This window comes from Labrys sp. WJW (assembly GCF_001676615.1).
Classification (GTDB): domain Bacteria; phylum Pseudomonadota; class Alphaproteobacteria; order Rhizobiales; family Labraceae; genus Labrys; species Labrys sedimenti.
In genome coordinates, this window is the sequence record NZ_LYXZ01000047.1 from 15097 (window position 1) to 33706 (window position 18610).

General features: G+C 64.4%; 13 protein-coding genes. 6 read left to right on the forward strand and 7 right to left on the reverse strand.

The window, feature by feature from the left end:
- Nucleotides 1–211 precede the first annotated feature (211 nt).
- Complete coding sequence (gene hrpB, locus BA190_RS25635) at nucleotides 212–2722, reverse strand: ATP-dependent helicase HrpB (protein ID WP_245314956.1); 2511 nt, start codon at nucleotides 2720–2722, stop codon at nucleotides 212–214.
- A 215-nt stretch (nucleotides 2723–2937) separates the two neighbouring features.
- On the opposite strand from hrpB, the gene BA190_RS25640 reads away from it, so the two are divergent.
- Nucleotides 2938–4137: a hypothetical protein gene (locus tag BA190_RS25640; protein WP_068294494.1), complete on the forward strand. Its 1200-nt coding sequence runs from the start codon at nucleotides 2938–2940 to the stop codon at nucleotides 4135–4137.
- Between the two features lie 185 nt (nucleotides 4138–4322).
- On the opposite strand, the gene BA190_RS25645 is transcribed toward BA190_RS25640, so the two are convergent.
- Nucleotides 4323–5477, reverse strand: a complete 1155-nt coding sequence (locus BA190_RS25645) for an aminotransferase (protein WP_068294497.1) — start codon at nucleotides 5475–5477, stop codon at nucleotides 4323–4325.
- 301 nt (nucleotides 5478–5778) lie between these two features.
- On the opposite strand from BA190_RS25645, the gene hslV reads away from it, so the two are divergent.
- The 3 genes from hslV to BA190_RS25660 all read left to right on the forward strand — a co-directional run bounded on the left by hslV (nucleotide 5779) and on the right by BA190_RS25660 (nucleotide 7187).
- Nucleotides 5779–6354 (forward strand): ATP-dependent protease subunit HslV, encoded by a 576-nt coding sequence (hslV, locus tag BA190_RS25650; protein WP_068294500.1) that lies wholly within the window; start codon nucleotides 5779–5781, stop codon nucleotides 6352–6354.
- 41 nt (nucleotides 6355–6395) lie between these two features.
- The gene (locus BA190_RS25655; protein ID WP_068294503.1) at nucleotides 6396–6788 is read left to right on the forward strand and encodes a hypothetical protein; all 393 of its coding nucleotides are present in this window, start codon (nucleotides 6396–6398) and stop codon (nucleotides 6786–6788) included.
- Nucleotides 6789–6923: 135 nt separating this feature from the next.
- The gene (locus BA190_RS25660) at nucleotides 6924–7187 is read left to right on the forward strand and encodes a hypothetical protein (RefSeq protein WP_068294505.1); all 264 of its coding nucleotides are present in this window, start codon (nucleotides 6924–6926) and stop codon (nucleotides 7185–7187) included.
- 72 nt (nucleotides 7188–7259) lie between these two features.
- On the opposite strand, the gene BA190_RS25665 is transcribed toward BA190_RS25660, so the two are convergent.
- From BA190_RS25665 to BA190_RS25680, 4 genes are all read right to left on the reverse strand, one after another.
- Complete coding sequence (locus BA190_RS25665; protein WP_068294510.1) at nucleotides 7260–8159, reverse strand: carbohydrate ABC transporter permease; 900 nt, start codon at nucleotides 8157–8159, stop codon at nucleotides 7260–7262.
- 7 nt (nucleotides 8160–8166) lie between these two features.
- Nucleotides 8167–9105 carry a carbohydrate ABC transporter permease gene (locus BA190_RS25670; RefSeq protein WP_068294511.1) on the reverse strand — a complete coding sequence of 313 codons (939 nt, stop codon included), beginning with the start codon at nucleotides 9103–9105 and terminating at the stop codon, nucleotides 8167–8169.
- A 226-nt stretch (nucleotides 9106–9331) separates the two neighbouring features.
- Nucleotides 9332–10648: an ABC transporter substrate-binding protein gene (locus tag BA190_RS25675; protein ID WP_068294513.1), complete on the reverse strand. Its 1317-nt coding sequence runs from the start codon at nucleotides 10646–10648 to the stop codon at nucleotides 9332–9334.
- Between the two features lie 168 nt (nucleotides 10649–10816).
- The gene (locus BA190_RS25680) at nucleotides 10817–11887 is read right to left on the reverse strand and encodes an ABC transporter ATP-binding protein (RefSeq protein WP_068294568.1); all 1071 of its coding nucleotides are present in this window, start codon (nucleotides 11885–11887) and stop codon (nucleotides 10817–10819) included.
- A 368-nt stretch (nucleotides 11888–12255) separates the two neighbouring features.
- On the opposite strand from BA190_RS25680, the gene hslU reads away from it, so the two are divergent.
- Together hslU and BA190_RS25690 are read left to right on the forward strand one after the other, a co-directional pair.
- Entirely contained in the window at nucleotides 12256–13557 is a 1302-nt protein-coding gene (hslU, locus tag BA190_RS25685) for an ATP-dependent protease ATPase subunit HslU (protein ID WP_068294515.1), read from the forward strand.
- A 228-nt stretch (nucleotides 13558–13785) separates the two neighbouring features.
- Nucleotides 13786–14589: a MetQ/NlpA family ABC transporter substrate-binding protein gene (locus tag BA190_RS25690; RefSeq protein ID WP_068294517.1), complete on the forward strand. Its 804-nt coding sequence runs from the start codon at nucleotides 13786–13788 to the stop codon at nucleotides 14587–14589.
- Between the two features lie 67 nt (nucleotides 14590–14656).
- Here BA190_RS25690 and BA190_RS25695 read toward each other — a convergent pair whose 3' ends face one another.
- Nucleotides 14657–18463 carry a caspase family protein gene (locus BA190_RS25695; protein ID WP_068294519.1) on the reverse strand — a complete coding sequence of 1269 codons (3807 nt, stop codon included), beginning with the start codon at nucleotides 18461–18463 and terminating at the stop codon, nucleotides 14657–14659.
- Nucleotides 18464–18610: the final 147 nt, after the last annotated feature.

Below are 18610 nucleotides of genomic sequence, written 5' to 3' on the forward strand. Positions count from 1 at the left end.
GCATTATTGCATCGAATTTTGGATCACCTTCCGTGCCGGCCCGCGCCTATCGACGAAGAGGCAGCCCGGCCGGATATCCGTATCGTCTCGATGCCGCGGACGCAGGCAACCCGCGCCCTCGCTGAAGCTCTGCGAGCGGCCCACAGCGACGACGGCAAATCCTGATCCCGGTTCCGCCCTTTTACGGCAGGCAGCGCAGAAGAAAGGCGCCTCAGGTGCCGCGCGGTTTTGCCCGTGTGGTCGGCGGGGCCGCGGCCGGGTCCTCCGGCCAGGGATGGCGGGGATAGCGCCCCTTCATCTCCACCCGCACGGCGGCGTAGGAGCCCTTCCAGAAGCCCGGCAAGTCTTTGGTCACCTGCACGGGCCGGTGTGCCGGCGAGAGCAGGTTGATGGTGAGCGGTACGCGCCCGCCGGCAATGCTGGGATGGCTGGCAAGGCCGAACAATTCCTGCACGCGCACCGAGATGGCAGGCCCGCCCTCCGCCTCGTAGTCGATCGCAAGATTCGAGCCGGTCGGTGCCTCAAAAAAGGCCGGTGCTTCGATATCGAGCCTTCTGCGCTCGTGCCAGGGCAGCAAACCCGCAAGGCCATTCTCCAGATGCTCTGCCGTGATGCCCGAAAGCCCTCGCAGCCCTTCGATAACAGGAGCGAGCCAGGTTTCGGCCGTCTCGGCCAAGGCCCGGTCCGAGAGATCGGGCCAGTCCGGCGAGCCGCTGGCCCTGAGGAAGGCGATGCGGTCGCGCAACTGGCGCTGGGCCTTGCTCCAGGGCAGGCGGCCGATGCCGGCCTGGGCAAGGCCACGGGCAAGCATGATGGCGGCATCGGCGTCCAGGGACAGCGGCGCCGTGCCCTCCTGCAGCACCAGCCGGCGATAGCGCCTGACAGCGCGCGCCTTGAGGCTGGCGCTGGCGGTATCATAGCCGATGCTCACGCTTTCGCTGACGCCCGACAAGGCCGCGATCTCCTCGGCGGCGATCGGAGCCGCCAGCAGGATGCGGCTCGCCCCGGCGCTGCCGGCGATCTCGGCAATGGCGAGCGTCGGTTCACGAGCCAGGCGGTCATGCGGCTCCAACCGGGCTGCCCGCCCATTTTCCATGGTGAAGCTGCCGGTCTGCCCGCGCGCCACGGCGATGCGGTCGGGATAGGCCAAAGCGAGAACCGCGCCGGCCCGGGCCGGATCGCCTTCGCCGCCCAGGTTCCTGCTGCCCTTGCCGCTTCCGGCTTCCTTGCCGGCCGTCCTGGCCCAATTCCCGGCCAGACGGCGCATGTCCTGCGCCCGCCCGCCACGGTCACGCCGAAAGCGCTCGATGCGTTCGACGAGATCGGTAGCGTCGCCGCCGAGGCCACGCTCCGACAGGATGGCGGCGATCTCGGCGGCCAACATGGCTTCTCCCGTCGGCACCGCAGCCACGATCATGCGCGCCAGCCGCGGCGGCAGCGCCAGGCTGGAGAGATGGCGCCCCATGTCGGTGAGCCGGCCATCGCCATCCAGCGCCTCGATTGCCGTCAGCAGCGTCCTCGCTTCCTTGAGCGCCGGCGCAGGCGGCGGATCGAGCCAGGCGAGAGCCAGGGGGTCGCCGACGCCCCAGGCGGCACAATCGAGCAGCAACGGGCTGAGATCGGCCGCCAGGATCTCCGGCTTGGCAAAAGCCTCGAAGGCGCCGGTGGCCGCCTCCTCCCACAGCCGGTAGCAGGCACCGGGTTCGGTACGCCCGGCGCGCCCGCGCCGCTGATCGGCGCTCGCGCGCGACACCCTGACGGTTTCGAGCCGGGTCAAGCCGAGATCGGGCTCATAGCGCGGCACGCGGGCGAGGCCCGCATCGATGACCACGCGCACGCCCTCGATGGTGAGGCTGGTCTCGGCGATCGAGGTGGCGAGCACCACCTTGCGGCGCCCCTGCGGCGCCGGAGCTACGGCCCGGTCCTGGTCGCGCGCTTCCATGGCGCCGAACAGCGGCGCGATATCGACACCGTCGCCGAGATTGCGCTCGGCCAGGAGCCGCGCCGTGCGGGTGATCTCACTCTGGCCAGGCAGGAAGACCAGGACCGAGCCCGTTTCCGCCCGCAGCGCCCGCATCACCGCATCGGCAACCGCCTCATCCAGCCGCTGGCGCGGATCGCGGCCGAGATAGTGCGTCGCCACCGGAAAGGCGCGGCCGGCGCTCTCGATCACCGGCGCATCGCCCAGCAGCGCGGCAACGCGCGCACCGTCGATCGTCGCCGACATCGGCAGGATGCGCAGGTCCTCCCGCAGTCCCGCCTGGGCATCGAGCGCGAAGGCAAGCCCCTGGTCGGCATCGAGCGAGCGTTCGTGGAACTCGTCGAACAGAACGGCTGCCACGCCATCGAGCAAGGGGTCGTCGAGAATCATGCGGGCGAACACGCCCTCGGTCACCACCTCGATGCGGGTCCTTGCCGATATGCGCGATTCCAGGCGCACACGCAGGCCCACCGTGGCGCCGACCGGCTCGCCCAGCGTGGCGGCCATGCGGGCTGCGGCGGCACGGGCGGCGAGGCGGCGAGGCTCCAGCACGATGATCTTGCCCCCCTTCGTCCAGGCCTCGTCGACGAGGGCCAGGGGCACGCGCGTGGTCTTGCCGGCACCGGGCGGCGCAACGAGGACGGCATTGGAACGCACCTGCAGGGCCTGCCTGAGGGCCGGCAGGGCATCGTCGATGGGCAGGGGCTGGTCGAACTCGCGCATCGCGCCGATGTGACGCATCCAGGAAACAAGTGCAATGGCGGAGCCGGCCTGAAACCTCGGCAGCGGCGCGCCCGCTCCCCAGGTAGGGCATCGCTGATGGCGGGGGACTACGCCCAATGTGGCATTGCGGCGGGCAGGCCGCGGGACGATTTTAACCATAGTGTGACTTTTTCGTCATCGACGCCTCGCCTGCCTTCGGCCATAGCTAGCTCTCGACGATTGAGGACGAGGCGATGGAACGGCGCGCCTATGAAGCTCCGCTCGACCCCGCACTCGCGGTGTCGGGCCTCCTGACCCGGCTGGGCTTGTTCCTGCTGGTGATTTTTGCGCCTTTTTTTGCCATGTTCTCGCGTCATGCCGTGGCAATCATCGTGCCGATCGCCACGGCACTGCTGATCCTGGCGGCTGCGCTCGACAATCGCCTGCCGACCGCTCTGCGCCGTTTGCAGGGCGCGCTGACCTCGCCCCGCACCCTGGCGCTGCTCGCCTTGCTGGTCTGGGCCGCCATCAGCATCTGGTGGACGCCCCGCCCTGCCTCGGCCGCGGGCCGGCTGCCGGGGATATTGGGCATCGTGCTCCTGTTCGCCGTGACGATTTCCTGCCTGAAACCGCGGGTGCGCTTCAGCGACGCCAACCTCATCCCGATCGGCGTCGCCATCGCCAGCGTGACCCTGATCCTCGAATATCTGCCGGGATCGCCGCTGCAGGGCCTTGGCGAGACCGGTACCGAGGATGCCGAAAGCACGCGCGCGGCCATGCTCATGGTGCTGCTGGCCTGGCCGGCGGTGGGCGCGGTCCTGGCGCGCGGCCGCAGCTGGCAGGCCCTGCTGATCTGCCTGGTAATGATCCTGGCGCTCTGGCTGGTGCATGATCTGGTGATCTTCGCCGCCTTCATTGCCGGCATCGTGGTGATGACCCTCGCCCTCTGGCGCCGGCGGGCCGCCGCCCTGGCCGTGGCTATCTCGGCTCTGGTTCTTTTGGTGCTTGCCCCGCTGGCGGGCTGGATGATGGCGCGATGGGGCGGCTTCCTGCTGCCGGCCGAGGGCGATCACCTGGTAGCCCTTTGGCGCGACGTGACCTACGCCCTCCCCAATCATCTCTTAGCCGGCTTCGGATATGATTCGAGTTCTTCGCTGACCCGCGGTGTCGGTGGCCAGCTCCTGGCCTCGCCCCACAATGCCGCGTTGCAGATCTGGCTGGAACTTGGGCTCGTCGGCGTAGCGCTGGCGGCGCTCGCCCTCTGGATGACGCTGATGGGCATGAACCGCGACGACGATCGTTCGGCCCCTGCCGCCCTCGCCGTCTCGGCCTCCGCTTTGGTGATGATGTTCGCGGGCCTCGCTGCCTGGCAGCCCTGGTGGCTGATGGCGCTGGGCCTCACCAGCGTCTCGCTCGCCTTCCTGGCCCGGCTGGGTGCGCGCCGGCGCGACTGAGAGGGGGGCACCCCTCATCCCTCTGCCGGGACCTTCTCCCGCAAGGGGAGAAGGAACTCAAATCGGATATATCGCATTCCATGCAAACCTTATCCGAGGCATCGGAGCCAGCCGAGTGAGATCCCTTCTCCCCTTGCGGGAGAAGGTGGCGGCAGCCGGATGAGGGGTGAACCTCGCCGCTTCAATCACCCGCGCCGCGCCACGCCCTTCAGATTGGCGAGCGCGGCCGCCAGGGTCGCGTCGCGCTTGGCAAAGCAGAAACGCACCACCGTAGTAACGGCATCCTCGGCATAGAAGGCCGAGACCGGAATGGCGGCGACCTTGTGCTCGACGACCAGGCGCTGGCAGAAGCTGACATCGTCTTCCCCGATGCCGCTGGCGGGCAGGTCGATATTGAGGAAATAGCTCGCCTCGCTCGGCAGGATGGCGAAGCCGAGTTCGGCCAGCCCGGCCGCGAAAAGGTCGCGGGAACGCTGCAGTTCCGCTCGCATGCCGATGAAGTAGCCCTCTTCCTTGCCAAGGCCATAGGCAACGGCGGCCTGCAGATTGGGCGGCGTGGTGAAGGTGAAGAACTGGTGCGCCTTGGCGATCACCTTGAGGATCGGCGCGGCGGCCATGACGAAGCCGACTTTCCAGCCGGTGAGCGAGAAGATCTTGCCGGCCGAGCCGATCTTCACCGTGCGCTCGCGCATGCCCGGAAAATTGATCAGCGGCCGGTGGACGCGGCCGTCGAACATCACATGTTCCCAGACCTCGTCGCAGACGGCGATGGCATTGTAATGGACGCAATATTCTGCCAGCAGGGCCAGATCCTCGTCGCGGAAGGCAATGGCGGCCGGATTGAGCGGGTTGTTGAACAGAACCACCTTGGTGCGCGCGGAAAAAGCCGCGTCGAGCGCCTCGCGCGTCAGACGCCAATGCGGGGGCTGCAGCGTGACGAAGCGCGGCACCCCGCCCGCCCGGCGCACCAGCGGCAGATAGGCATCGTACATCGGCTGGAACAGCACCACCTCGTCGCCCGGCTCGATCAGCGCCATCAGCGCATCGGCGATCGCCTCGGTGGCACCGGAGGTGACCATCACCTCGCTGTCGGGATCGAGCGCCACGTCCTGGAAGCGGGCATAGTGCTCGGCGACGGCGCGGCGCAGTTCGGGCAGGCCGAGCATGGGCGGATACTGGTTCCAGCCCGTCATCACGGCTTCCGCCGCCTTCTCGCGCACATCGAGGGGGCCGGCATCATCCGGAAAACCCTGGCCGAGATTGACGGCGTCATGCTCGCGGGCAAGCCGCGACATGGTCTCGAAGATGGTGGTGGGAAGACCGGCGAAGATGCTGTTCATACACGATCGATAGACGAGTTGGGCAGAGGGATAAAGAGACCTCTAGGGCGTGTCGTCATTATGGTTTTGACCTCGCTGCCTTCGACGGCAGGGCGCTCGCGTCGAGCCCGAACCACAGTTGACGACACACCCTGACCTCTCCACCCTTTGCCTTTTGCGTGCGACCTCCTAGATAGAGGGCATGTCCAGAGCAAAAGCGCGTCCAAACCTGAACGCTTGTTTGCTCTAGCTCTGTGGTTCGACGCGTCTTTGCGATTCTTGGCGATTATGCCAAATCGCAAAACGCTTTAGTGAGGTTCACATGACGTTCAACCTTTCCGCCGGCCCCGACAGCGGCCCCCGCTCGCCCTTCCACGCCACCACCATCCTGATGGTCCGCAAGGGCGGGCGCGTGGTCATCGGTGGCGACGGGCAGGTCAGCCTCGGCCAGACCGTGATCAAGGGCAATGCCCGCAAGGTCCGCCGGCTCGGCAAGGGCGACGTCATCGCCGGCTTTGCCGGCGCTACGGCCGATGCCTTCACCCTGTTCGAGCGGCTGGAAGCCAAGCTCGAGCAATATCCCACCCAGCTGACGCGGGCCTGCGTCGAACTCGCCAAGGACTGGCGCACCGACCGCTATCTGCGCCGGCTGGAAGCGATGATGCTGGTGGCCGACAAGTCGGCCGGGCTGGTGCTCACCGGGACCGGCGACGTGCTGGAACCCGAAGGCGGCGTGATGGCGATCGGCTCGGGTGGCAATTATGCCCTGGCCGCCGCAAGGGCGCTGGTCGACACCGACTATGATGCCGAGGCGATCGTCAAGAAGGCGATGAACATCGCAGCGGATATCTGCGTCTATACCAACCATAATCTGGTGATCGAAAGCATCGATCTCTGATAAGAGGGCGAGAGTCACCTCAGGCAGAAAGCCGCCCGCGCATGCTCTCCTTCCGGATCAGCCTTCCCATCGTCTTCGCCGCCATCGCCCTCGCGGGCTGCGCGGCGGAGAAGCAGCCCGACTTCCCCACCACCAATCCGCTCGAAAAGGCCTGCCAGGCCGAGGGGGTGAAAGCGGGCACGGCGATGACGGACTGCATGCGGCGCAAGGCCTCCCAGGGCATTGCCGGCGACACTTGCAGCCGCAGGGGCGTCAGGCCCGGCTCGCCGCAGCGCGAGCGCTGCGTCAAGCTCGAGGCCGAATACAGCCAGGCGAGTTCGGAATGCCAGGCCCAGGGCCTGGGCACTTTCGGCCCCGAAGAGGTCGCCAAGTTCAAGGCCTGCATCAGCGGCAAGGCGCCGGAAGCGGCTGCCTACAAATTCGCCCAGGACTAGAGCAAAGCGCGTTTAGACGGAAACGCAGTTTTGCTCTCGCTCTTTGGTTCGACGCGTCTTTGCGATTCGAGATGATTCCGTCTAATCGCAAAACGCTCAAATAGCGGAGAATCCCGGTCCTGAACCGGAGGCGGCATGAAGGGCAGATTCAATCTCAGCGCCTATGACAGCGCGACGCAATTGCTGATGCATCTGGTCGTGCTGCTGGCATGCCTCGTCGCCAGCGCGCTGATCTGCTTCGGCCTCGTCGCGGTGAGCGCGCCCTTCGTGCTGCTGCAATGGATCGGCTTCTTCACCCTCGCCAAGTTCGTCTATTTCGTCGTTGCCTATGTGCTGTTCGGCGGATCTTTCATCGACCCGCTCGAACAGATGTATGAGGAGCGGCGCAACCGGCGCTGACACCAAACTTCCCTGAACCGCAGGCAAGGCGTCAGCGGTTCGGAGAACAACCGGGCCATTGGCCCGGAACTCCTACTCCTTCACCGCACCCGTCATCGACGACACGTAATAGTCGACGAAGAAGGAATAGAGGATCACCACCGGCAGGGAGCCGAACAGCGCCCCGGCCATGAGGGATCCCCATTCGAAGATGTCGCCGCGCACCAGTTCGGTCAGCACCCCCACAGGCACGGTCTTGTTCTCGGACGACTGGATGAAGGTCAGCGCGTAGATGAACTCGTTCCACGACAAAGTGAAGGCGAAGATGCCGGCCGAGATCAGGCCCGGCACCGCCAGCGGCAGGATGACCCTGACCAGGATCTGCCAGCGCGAGGCCCCATCCACCAGCGCGCTTTCCTCCAGCTCATAGGGAATCGAGCGGAAATAGCCCATCAGCAGCCAGGTGCAGAAGGGGATCAGGAAGGTCGGATAGGTGACGATCAGAGCGAGCTTGGTGTCGTAGATGCCGAGCTTGAAGACGATGAAGGCGAGCGGAATGAACAGGATCGAGGGCGGCACCAGATAGGCCAGGAAGATCAGGAGGCCGACGATCCGCGATCCCCTGAAGCGGATGCGCTCGATCGCATAGGCGGCGAGGACGGAAGCGACAAGCGCCAGCGCCGTCGCGCCCACCGAGACATAGATCGTGTTGAGCAGCCAGCCTGGATAGGACGTTTCGAACAGGAGATAGCGGATATGTTCGAGGGTGGGACCCACCACCCAGAACGGGCTGTAATTGGCATAGTCGGTCAGCTGGTCGTTGGGCTTCACCGTGGTGATCGCCATCCAGTAGAACGGGAACAGCAGCACGATGACGAAGACCAGCAGCGGCAGGTAGACGGTCACCACCCGCCGGGGCAGGCTGGAGAGATAGCCCATGCCCTCGACGTGGTCGGCGAGCGGGGCGGTAGCTTGGTTCGAGCTCATCGTCATGCCTCCGCTATTCCCCGCCGCCCTGCTGCCAGCGCCGGCGTTGCAGGCCGAAGAAGCTGAACAGGATCGCCGCCAGCAGGAAGGGCACCATGGCCACGGCAATGGCCGCGCCTTCGCCGAGCTGGCCGCCGGGAATGCCGCGCTGGAAGGAAAGCGTCGCCATCAGATGGGTGGCGTTCACCGGTCCGCCCTTGGTCAGCACATAGATGAGCTGGAAATCGGTGAAGGTGAACAGCACCGAGAAGGTCATCACCACCGCGATGATCGGCGTCAGCAGCGGCAGCGTGACATGGCGGAAGCGCTGCCAGCTGGTGGCGCCATCGAGCGAGGCCGCTTCCTGCAGCGAAGGAGAAATGGTTTGCAGGCCGGCCAGCAGCGAGATGGCGACGAAGGGAATGCCGCGCCAGACATTGGCGACGATCACCGAGATGCGGGCATTGATGGGATCGCCGAGGAAATTGATCGGCTGCTGGATCAGGCCGAGCTGCATCAACGACCAGGAAATGATCGAAAACTGCGAATCGTAGATCCACCAGAAGGCCAGCGCCGACAGCACGGTGGGTACGACCCAGGGCAGCAGCACGATCGCCCGGAACAGTGACTTGAAAGGCAGATGCTGGTTGAGCAGCAGAGCGAGCCAGAGGCCGAGGCCGAATTTCAGGGCCGAGGCGACGACCGTGTAGACGATGGTGTTGAACACCGACAGCCAGAACACCGAATCGGCCCAGAGGAACTCGTAGTTCTCCAGACCGATGAAAATGCCCTCGCGCCCGATCTTGGTATCGGTGAAGCCGAGCCAGACGCCCAGGCCCAGTGGGTAGGCCAGCAGGCAGATCAGGAACACCGCGGCCGGCAGCATGAAGAGCGTGCCAAGCATGCCCTTGCTCTGCGCCAGCCTGGCGAAGGCGGAAGGTCGCGGCCGTGGTCTCGATGTCGCGATGCTCATGAGGTGCCTTGGTGGGAGGGAAGGAGGAAGGAGGCTTTACCCCTCATCCCCCTGCCGGGACCTTCTCCCGCAAGGGGAGAAGGGGATTGTTTTGGGAGCGTCGAGCCGTAGTGAAGGTTGCTTGGTCGACCCAACCTCTCAGGATCCAGTCCCTTCTCCCCTTGCGGGAGAAGGTGGCGGCAACCGGATGAGGGGTACAAGCACCACGATACTGCTCCTGGCGACCTCACACCCGATAATAGCGATTGGCGCGCTTCTCGGCCTGGGCCGCCGCATCCTCCGGCGACATCTGGCCGGTCACCGCGACCGCGTACATGTCGACCAGTACATAATCGGCCATCACGCCGGCCGAGGCATAGCCGAGGGGACCGGCATAGCCATTGGGCCGCAGTGTTTCGGACGCATGCGAATAGGGCTCATGGATCGGATCGGCCTTCCAGACCGGATTGGCGGCGAAAGCCTTCAGCGCCTGGCAGCAATAGGCGCTGGATCCGCTGATCCAGGCATTCATCTGCGGTTCCTCATACATGAACTTCAGATAAGCCTTGGCCGCCTCGGGATATTTGGAATGCTTGAACAGTAGCGCCGACGTGGTCTGGTGCAGTTCGATCTTCTGCCCGACGGGACCGACCGGGAAGTTGACCGCGCGGATATCGGCCGCCAGTTCCTTGAGCTTGGCGTCCTTCTTGGCGGCGTAATAGAGCGAGACGCCATTGGCCGTCAGCGAAACCTGGCCGGCGAGGAAGGCCCGGTTGTTGTTGATGTCCAGCCAGCTCTCGGTGCCGGGAATGAAGGTCTCGTAGAGCGACTTGGCATATTTGATCGAGGCGATGGTCTCGGGCGAGTTGATGGTGACCTTGCCGCTCTCGTCGACCATCTTGCCGCCATGGCTCCACAGCAGCCAATGGGCATAGTTGTTGCCGTCGCCGACCGCCTTGCCATGGGGGAAGCCGGCGGGCGTCCCCTTGGCCTTCAGCGCCTTGCACAATTCGAGGAAGCCGGCGGTATCCTTGGGAAACTCGCTGAAGCCCGCCGCCTTCATGTGGCTGTCGCGGTAGCAGATGGCATTGCCGATCGCCGCCAGCGGCAGGGCGATGAACTTGCCCTCACGCGTGGCATAGCCCTTCAGGCCGTCATACCAGCCGCCATATTTGCCGCCGAGATAGGTGCCGAGCTCGGTGAGGTCGGTCAGCTTGTCGGGATATTGATGGGCATCGTCGAACCAGCACAGCACGATGTCCGGACCCGAGCCGACATTGGCGGCCACGGCCGCCTTCGGACGGATGTCCTCCCAGCTTTCCTTGTCGACCCGGACCTGCACGCCGGTCGCCTCGGTGAACTTCTTGGTGTTGGCGAGCCAGGCGTCCTCGTCGCCCTGCACGAAGGGGGTCCAGCGCAGCACGCGCAGGCTGGCGCCCTCTTCGGGCTTGTAGGCGGGCTCGGCGCCCTGTGCGAAAGCCGGCCCGATGCCGAACCGGCCAAAACCGGCGGCCGCGGCGAGACCTGCGGAAGCAGTGAGCAGATCACGTCTGTTGATCGTCATCGAAGTCCTCCCTGGCAATGGCAACTTATATTTATAGGCAGATCGGCAGAACCGAAGACAACGCAGCTCTCCTGCGACGTCCATGGGAAATGGCCCGGCCTACGCTGGCACGGCGCTCATCCCGGCGGCCCGAAGGCCAAACCGTTTTCGGACGGCTGAAGAGGCCGCTCAGGCGGCCGGCTCCAGCCGGCGCCCGCTTTCGGCGTCGAACAGATGGGTCGAGCCGACATCGATGGAGACATTGATGGTCTCGCCGGGCTGTGCCGCCACGCGCTCGTGGAAGACGCAGGCCACGTCCGTGCCCGCGAGCTTGGCCATCATATGGGTTTCCGATCCCGTCGGCTCGGTGACCACGACGGTCAGCGGAATACCGCCGGCGCTCAATCGCAGGCTTTCGGGCCTGAGGCCGTAGATCAGCGGCTTGTCGGTCGCCTGGCGCGGCGCCCGCGCCGGCAGCACGCTGCCATCCTCGGCGATGAAACGGCTGGAATCGCTGGGATCCAGCTTGCCCTTGATGAAGTTCATCGCCGGCGAGCCGATGAAGCCGGCCACGAACAGATTGGCCGGCTGGTCGTAGAGATCGAGCGGGGCACCGATCTGCTCGACGATGCCGTCATGCATCACCACGATCTTGTCGGCCATGGTCATGGCCTCGATCTGGTCGTGGGTGACGTAGACGGTCGTCGTCTTCAGGCGCTGGTGCAGTTCCTTGATCTCGGCGCGCATGGCGACGCGCAGCTTGGCGTCGAGATTGGAGAGCGGCTCGTCGAACAGGAAGACCTGCGGGTCACGCACGATCGCCCGGCCCATGGCAACGCGCTGGCGCTGGCCGCCGGACAATTGGCGCGGATAACGGTCGAGCAGCTTGGAAAGGCCAAGGATTTCGGCGGCCGGCTTCACGCGCTTCTCGATGTCGGCCTTGCTGGCGCCCTTCAGCTTGAGCGAGAAGCCCATATTGTCGGCCACGCTCATATGCGGATAGAGCGCGTAATTCTGGAACACCATGGCGATGTCGCGCTCTTTGGGCGGCAGGTTGTTGACCACGTCCTTGCCGATGCGGATCTCGCCGTCCGAGATGTTCTCCAGGCCCGCCAGCATGCGCAGGAGCGTGGACTTCCCGCAGCCCGAGGGGCCGACCAGGATCACGAACTCGCCATCGGCAATCTCGATATCCACGCCCTTGATGACGGGGTGGGTCCCGAATGATTTCCTGACATTGACGAAGTCGACTGACGCCACGACGTTTCCCCCAAGCAAAAGGATGATGAGCCCGATCACCGCCACCAAGGCGGCATTTCTGCCTTTTCGGCCTCTTTCGGACCGTTGCGAACACCTAAAAAGCCTGCCGGAGCCGACCCACCATCGGTGCAGACGGTCCCCACAGGCGGCGGCATCCTGACGGTGGGACAAGACTCCTGTCAAGGCAAAGAGCCCATCATCCCTCACAAATCTTCAGACCAATATGCCCCGGGACAGAAGTTGCGTTATCATCATACCGCCCTCGCGCCATTCGCTTCGCGCAATTGCGGGGTCGGCTTCAATTCTCGATGCTGGATTTTCGCGTTTCAGCCATTATGTAGCAGCTTTACCCTTCCTCCCGAGTGCCTATGTCCAATTTCTCCCCCCGCGAAATCGTCTCAGAACTCGACCGCCACATCGTCGGCCAGCACGACGCCAAGCGCGCCGTCGCCATTGCCCTGCGCAATCGCTGGCGCCGCCTGCAGCTCGACGAGACGCTGCGCGAAGAGGTGATGCCCAAGAACATCCTGATGATCGGGCCGACCGGCGTCGGCAAGACCGAGATTTCGCGCCGTCTCGCCAAGCTTGCCAATGCGCCCTTCCTGAAGGTGGAAGCGACGAAGTTCACCGAGGTCGGTTATGTCGGGCGCGATGTCGAGCAGATCGTACGCGATCTCATCGATATCGGCATAGCGCTGGTGAAGGCCGAAAAGCGCAGGGAAGTCCAAGCCAAGGCGCATCTGGCCGCCGAACAGCGCGTGCTCAACGCCCTGGTCGGCGCGACGGCGAGCCCGGCGACCCGCGATAGTTTCCAGAAGAAACTGCGCGCCGGCGAGCTCGACGACAAGGAAATCGAGATCGAGATGAAGGACACCTCCTCGCCTTCCTTCGAGCTGCCGGGCCTGCCGCAGGGCCAAATGGGCGTCGTCTCGATCGGCGACATCTTCGGCAAGGCCTTTTCGGGGCGCACCAAGACCAAGCGCACCACGGTCAAGGACAGCTATGACCAGCTGATCCAGGAGGAGGCTGACAATCTGCTCGACCAGGAGCAGATCGTGCAGGAGGCGATCCGCCAGGTCGAGAACAACGGCATCGTCTTCCTCGACGAGATCGACAAGATCTGCGCCCGTGAAAACCGCGGCGGCGCCGACGTCAGCCGCGAGGGCGTGCAGCGCGACCTCCTGCCGCTGATCGAAGGCACCACCGTGTCGACCAAGCACGGTGCAGTGCGCACCGACCACATCCTCTTCATCGCCTCGGGCGCCTTCCATGTCGCCAAGCCTTCCGACCTCCTGCCGGAATTGCAGGGGCGCCTGCCGATTCGGGTCGAACTGCAGGCACTGACCCAGGACGACTTCCGCCGCATCCTCACCGACACGGAAGCCAGCCTGATCAAGCAATATGTGGCGCTGATGGGTACCGAGAACCTTGAGCTCAGCTTCACGCCCGAGGCCATCGACGCCATCGCCGCCATCGCGGTGCAGGTGAACGCCACCGTCGAGAATATCGGCGCGCGCCGGCTACAGACGGTAATGGAACGCATCCTCGACGAGATCTCCTTCACCGCACCCGACAAGGGCGGCGAGAAAGTGACGATCGACGCCGACTATGTGCAGAAGACGGTAGGCGACCTCGCCAAGAACACCGATCTCAGCCAGTTCATCCTGTAAGGGCCTTTGGTCTGCCGGCGGGATAGGCCAATTCCGTCGCAGCCCCCGGGCCGGCAACGGCAGGATCAGCCCTCTCCACGAAGTGGGGAAGGCTGATCGCGTTTGCTTCAGATGGGCTCCTGTCCATGAAGGACGGGATTAAGCCGCTATATAGTATATAATTTTTATGGATTTAATGAACTGATTTTTCTACCATCGCATCGATCCATCCCTTCGGAGAGTTTATCGATGCCTTCCTCCCTTACCCGCCGCTCCGTCCTGGCGCTGGCCGCCGCTTCCCTGCTCGCCGCACCCGCGGCCGCCCTCGCCTCATCGACACGCATCCGCGTCGGCGCCACACCCGGGCCGATGGCCGAGACCCTGGAAGCGGCCAAGCCCGTTGCTGCCAAGTTGGGCCTGGACATCGAGGTGATCGAATTTTCCGACTATGTCGTGCCCAATGCCGCGCTCGATGCCGGGGAGATCGAGGCCAACGCCTTCCAGAACCAGCCTTATCTCGACAACCAGATCGCCGACCGCGGCTACAAGATCGTCGGCATTGCCTCGATCATCAATTCGCGCCTGGGTGTCTATTCACGCCGGCACAAGGCCTGGAGCGAGGTGCCCGACGGCGCTACCATCGCCATTCAGAACGACCCGACCAATGGCGGCCGCACGCTCCTGCTGCTGCGCGACAAGGGCGTGATCAGCCTCAGGGACGGCGTCGGTTACAAGCCGATCGTCGCCGACATCACCGCCAATCCCAAGCAATTGCACTTCCTAGAGGTCGACGCGGCCCAGACGCCGCGCTCTCTCGACGATGTCGATGCCGCAGCCGTCAATGCCAATTATGCCGTCACCGCAGGTCTCGATCCGACCAAGCAGGCCTTGATCCTGGAAGAACTCAAGCCGCAATACACCAACCTGATTGCCGTGCGCACCACCGACAAGGACAAGCCCTGGGTGCCGCTCCTGGCGCAATCCTATCGCTCGCCCGAGGTCCGGGACTTCGTCCTGGCCAAATACAAGGGCGCCTATGTGCCGACTTGGTGAGCCCCGGACATCGCAGGGCGGGGTCCCGGCAAGTCGCCGGGCGCCTCCGCGGACCGAACGCGAGCGCTTAAAAGGGCACGAAGTCGCCCACCATATCGTTGCGGGCAAACCACGGAGTCTGTCGCCCGTCCGTGGCCTTGATCACGCTGCCCTTGACCCCGGCATAGAGTTCGGAGGCCTCAATTGCGCCGTTGCCGTTGAGGTCGGTGGCCTTGCTGGCCATCGCCTTGACCAGAGCGTCGGTGAAGACGCCGCCGCCACGGCTGGGCATCTCCTCCGATAATTCCCGTCCCTTCGCTGCGGAGAAGATCACGATACCGGAGGGCACCTTGTCGATGAGCGCGCTTGCCGTGCTGTCACTGGTGGCGAAGAAGCCGGTCCCGGCGCTGCCACTATGGCAACTGTCGAGGAAGACGGCGATACGCGACTTCGCCTTTGCCAGCTCAGCGGCAAGATCGCTCCAGCGCAAGGCCGTACCGGCGATGTCGGCCAGTCGTGTCTGGCTCGTTGCGAGATAATATTGACCGTCGGGCGTCTGGATGCCATGACCCGCCACGAACAGCAGGATGGTGTCGCCCGGCTCGCCGGCAGCGATTGCCACGCGCAGCCTGGCCAGGATGGCTTCCCGCGAAGCCTGCTCATCCGTCAACAGGGCCTGCGAGACGATATCCACGCTGTCACCAGCCTTGGCTGCGATCGCTGCGTGGAAGCGCCCGGCGTCGCTTGCCGCCAGTTCGAGCTGGCTGATGCCGGGGTCCTCATATCTATCGACGCCGACGCTGATGAGATGAACACGCCGCCGCCCTGTTTCGGGCTGGCCCGCATCGAAGGTCGCAGCCTGGCTGTAGAGACCCGACTTGCCCTTGGCCACGACGGCGATCCAGCGCGCACCGGCCAGGCGCGGCACATCGACGGAAGCCGATCTTGCGCCCGCCGCCACCGCGATCTCGTCAGTGAACTGGCCATCCTGATAGATGCGCAACGCCACAACCTCGCCTTCGGTGACGGCAATTTCCGCCGTCACGCGTGGGGAGGGAGTGGGCTTCACCGTAATCACCGGAGGGAAGCGATCAATGACGACGTCTGGAAGCGTCGTGCCGGTGAGTACCTCCTTGAGCAGGCCTGCCCTATGCAGGACATCACGGTATTGCTGCAGCGTATATTCGCCTTGCCTTCCCGGCAGCTTTAGGGAGACGAAGCTTGCCCCTTCCATGGTGGCATCGAACTGGCCCGTGGGAGCCCATACCACCACCTCGTCATCGACCACCCGGCCGTACAGTATGACGGGCTTGAGCACGGACTGACCGGTGAATTTGCCGTCCGCGGTCTTCTGGCTGCGGCTGAGGTCCAGGATCTGGAAGCCGCCGTCGCTATCGATCTTGGTGAGGGTCTTGAGATCGTTCGATAGGGAGATGCGTTCCATCACGTCCGGCGATGGCAGGCGGATCAGCGAATGCAGAAGTTTGCGCGCCTGCAAGTCGTAGATGGCCGCCGCAAAGCTCTCCCTGGACCAGATGACCAGATAGCGTTCGAAGAAAAGTGTTCCGGAGATGCCGCAGGCGCCGATGCGGGTCGGGCACCAGGTGGCGGGGCTGTCGGGGTCCTCATTGGTTCCGGCGATCAGGTCAAAGACTTCACCCGATTTGCGAGAATCATGCATGAAGCGTTGCGCATCGAGAAAACCGCCATTGCCGCCATTGCAGCTACCGCCGAAGAAGGTCAGCTTGTAACGCGGCGTCGAGAGCTGCTCGACGATCGGGGTGAAGGCGTCGATGGTTATGGTGCCATCGGCCGCTTTGTCGGCCGATCCGCAGTTCTCACTGCTCGCCACCACCTGGATTTTGTTGTCCCCGACGAACTGCCAGATATCGGGCTTGCGGGAGTTCTTCAGGACGGCATTCGCCGGCAACGTCGCCAGATTGCTGCCCGTATTTATTTCCAGACCGAAATCGACCAGGCGCCGATCGAGCTTGGAAAGTCGAACCTCGTCGGGCAGGAAGACGCGGCCTATTCCCCTCGTGGCGACAGCGATGGGATCGCTGGATACCGGATCGGCTGCCGGCATGCCCGAGGCGACGATGGGCTGCACCAGGAATTGATGCAGGGCCGCATTCGCCTTCACGGCCTGGGCGTCCGTTCCGTTGGAACGATCGCCCAGCACGGTGAACTTCAGGCCATCAATGAAGTCCCACCGTTTGGGGATCGCCAAGGCGACCGTTTGATAGGGGGCAGCAAAGGCATTGATCGAGCTGTGATAGACCATGGGCCTGCCGTCACTGGAGGTCTCGACGCCATTGCTGGGCTTGTTGCGAATGTCCCGGAACGTCGCCGTTCCCGTCATCAGCCGGGCATACGCATCGGCCACGGTGTCGAAAGCGCGGGTCCCCCGCCCCAGCACAAGATTATTCTCCAGATCGATCTTTACCGCGGAACTCTCCACACCGGGGCATGCGGCCCGACAGCCATCTCCCACCTGAATGTCTGGATCTGTTTCGTTGATGGGGTAGAGGACGTTGATGAAGCCACGCCCGCTTGCGCCGATGACGAGGAAACTGTCCCGGTCGTCCCAGGCGAGGTCCCAACTGCCGGTCCATAATTTTTGAACGAATTTGCCATCGACGGCATCGTAGAGGCTGAACTGCTCTTCGGCCGTCGCGGTAATGAAACGCCCCGTCGGTGAAAAGCGCGGCTCCTTCCCGACTTGCTCCGACAGTTGGCTCCCACTGCCGACGTCGATCAATCGCCAGCGCGGACCGACAATGTCAATCCGGCGCATCCCGTCGGGCGACAGGATGCTCTGATCCGGTTTCCTGAGTTCGAAACGATCGGAGATCACGATTTCGGGTGTTCCGGCACTCACCGCTAGATCGATCGACCTCGGCGAACCATCGGCAAGCTCGCCGCATTGCGCAAAACCGGTGAGGGCGGCCGTAAGATGAAGAGTCCCTGCTTGAAGCGGCCTGACATCCAGGCTGCCGCTACGCGCCGTATCCTCGACGTGCAAGGGAATGACGATACGCGTCAATTCCTTGAATTGTCGAAGGCGGAACGGGGCTATGGCATTGGGCGCGAGCACATAGAATCCCTTGCCATTCACCCGGACAGGCGCATCGGCGGCGACAATGAGGTAGGTCGGAGCATGGCCCCGCTGCGGGCCGACCGACCAGGAAAGCGTCTTGATTTCTCCTGCTCGAACGGCGGCGCCGCCGATCGCCGTCACGGATAGGCGACTTCTCAACTCCGCAAGCAACGGCAATGCGGCGTCGCAGCTCTGATTGGCCTCGCCGAGCAGCGTATGGGAACGCTTGCCCTCGACGGGCACCGCGAGCGGCCTGACCTGCGCACGAGGATCGGGTTTGGCGGATTGCGTGGCAGCCGTCGGTTCTGCCGGCTTTACCGCGTCCGGCCATTTATCCGCATACCAGTCTCCCGGATCGACATCGCTGCGCACAGCGCCCGGCGCCAGGCCCACGGGAATGATGGCATGCGAGGGACAGCCGGCCTGTACGCCGCAGGTTACGAACTCGGTAAAATAGGCGCGCGCCTCCTGCCCGCCTTCGCGACTGGCGGCATAGACCTGATAGTCGCCGGCCGCCACCGTCAGCCGATAGCCGGCTGGCCGCCCCTTGCGCCTCAGCCTGATGCGCTCGCTGGTACAAGTTACCTTTGTGGTCGCAAGATTGACGGCGCAGACTTTGAGATCGTCCGGCAACCCTTCCCCGGGATAGGACAGTTCTCCCTCGATGGTGGCGGGCGACGTGGCGTCGATGCGCGAGAGCCCTCTCTGGCCGGGCGGCGCATCGGGGCCGGCCAGTGCCCGCGAACAAAGAACCGCACCCAGGCACAGCCCCGCAGCAAAGAAGACAGCCCGCATGTCCCACCCCGCCCTTCCGAGACATCGCCTCGGCAAGAACTCTAATGCGCCGGCGGCGAATATCCATTCGGCTTTTGGGGGTAGCTCGACCACCCAGGGAGGTAGCCTGCTACGCCCTTCCTCCTTCCGAATATGGGGGAAGAGCGG

Coding starts and splice junctions, on each gene's coding strand:
- hrpB (WP_245314956.1), bottom strand. CDS start 2,722: ATGCGTCACATCGGCGCGATGCGCGAGTTCGACCAGCCCCTGCCCATC.
- BA190_RS25640 (WP_068294494.1), top strand. CDS start 2,938: ATGGAACGGCGCGCCTATGAAGCTCCGCTCGACCCCGCACTCGCGGTG.
- BA190_RS25645 (WP_068294497.1), bottom strand. CDS start 5,477: ATGAACAGCATCTTCGCCGGTCTTCCCACCACCATCTTCGAGACCATG.
- hslV (WP_068294500.1), top strand. CDS start 5,779: ATGACGTTCAACCTTTCCGCCGGCCCCGACAGCGGCCCCCGCTCGCCC.
- BA190_RS25655 (WP_068294503.1), top strand. CDS start 6,396: ATGCTCTCCTTCCGGATCAGCCTTCCCATCGTCTTCGCCGCCATCGCC.
- BA190_RS25660 (WP_068294505.1), top strand. CDS start 6,924: ATGAAGGGCAGATTCAATCTCAGCGCCTATGACAGCGCGACGCAATTG.
- BA190_RS25665 (WP_068294510.1), bottom strand. CDS start 8,159: ATGACGATGAGCTCGAACCAAGCTACCGCCCCGCTCGCCGACCACGTC.
- BA190_RS25670 (WP_068294511.1), bottom strand. CDS start 9,105: ATGAGCATCGCGACATCGAGACCACGGCCGCGACCTTCCGCCTTCGCC.
- BA190_RS25675 (WP_068294513.1), bottom strand. CDS start 10,648: ATGACGATCAACAGACGTGATCTGCTCACTGCTTCCGCAGGTCTCGCC.
- hslU (WP_068294515.1), top strand. CDS start 12,256: ATGTCCAATTTCTCCCCCCGCGAAATCGTCTCAGAACTCGACCGCCAC.
- BA190_RS25690 (WP_068294517.1), top strand. CDS start 13,786: ATGCCTTCCTCCCTTACCCGCCGCTCCGTCCTGGCGCTGGCCGCCGCT.
- BA190_RS25695 (WP_068294519.1), bottom strand. CDS start 18,463: ATGCGGGCTGTCTTCTTTGCTGCGGGGCTGTGCCTGGGTGCGGTTCTT.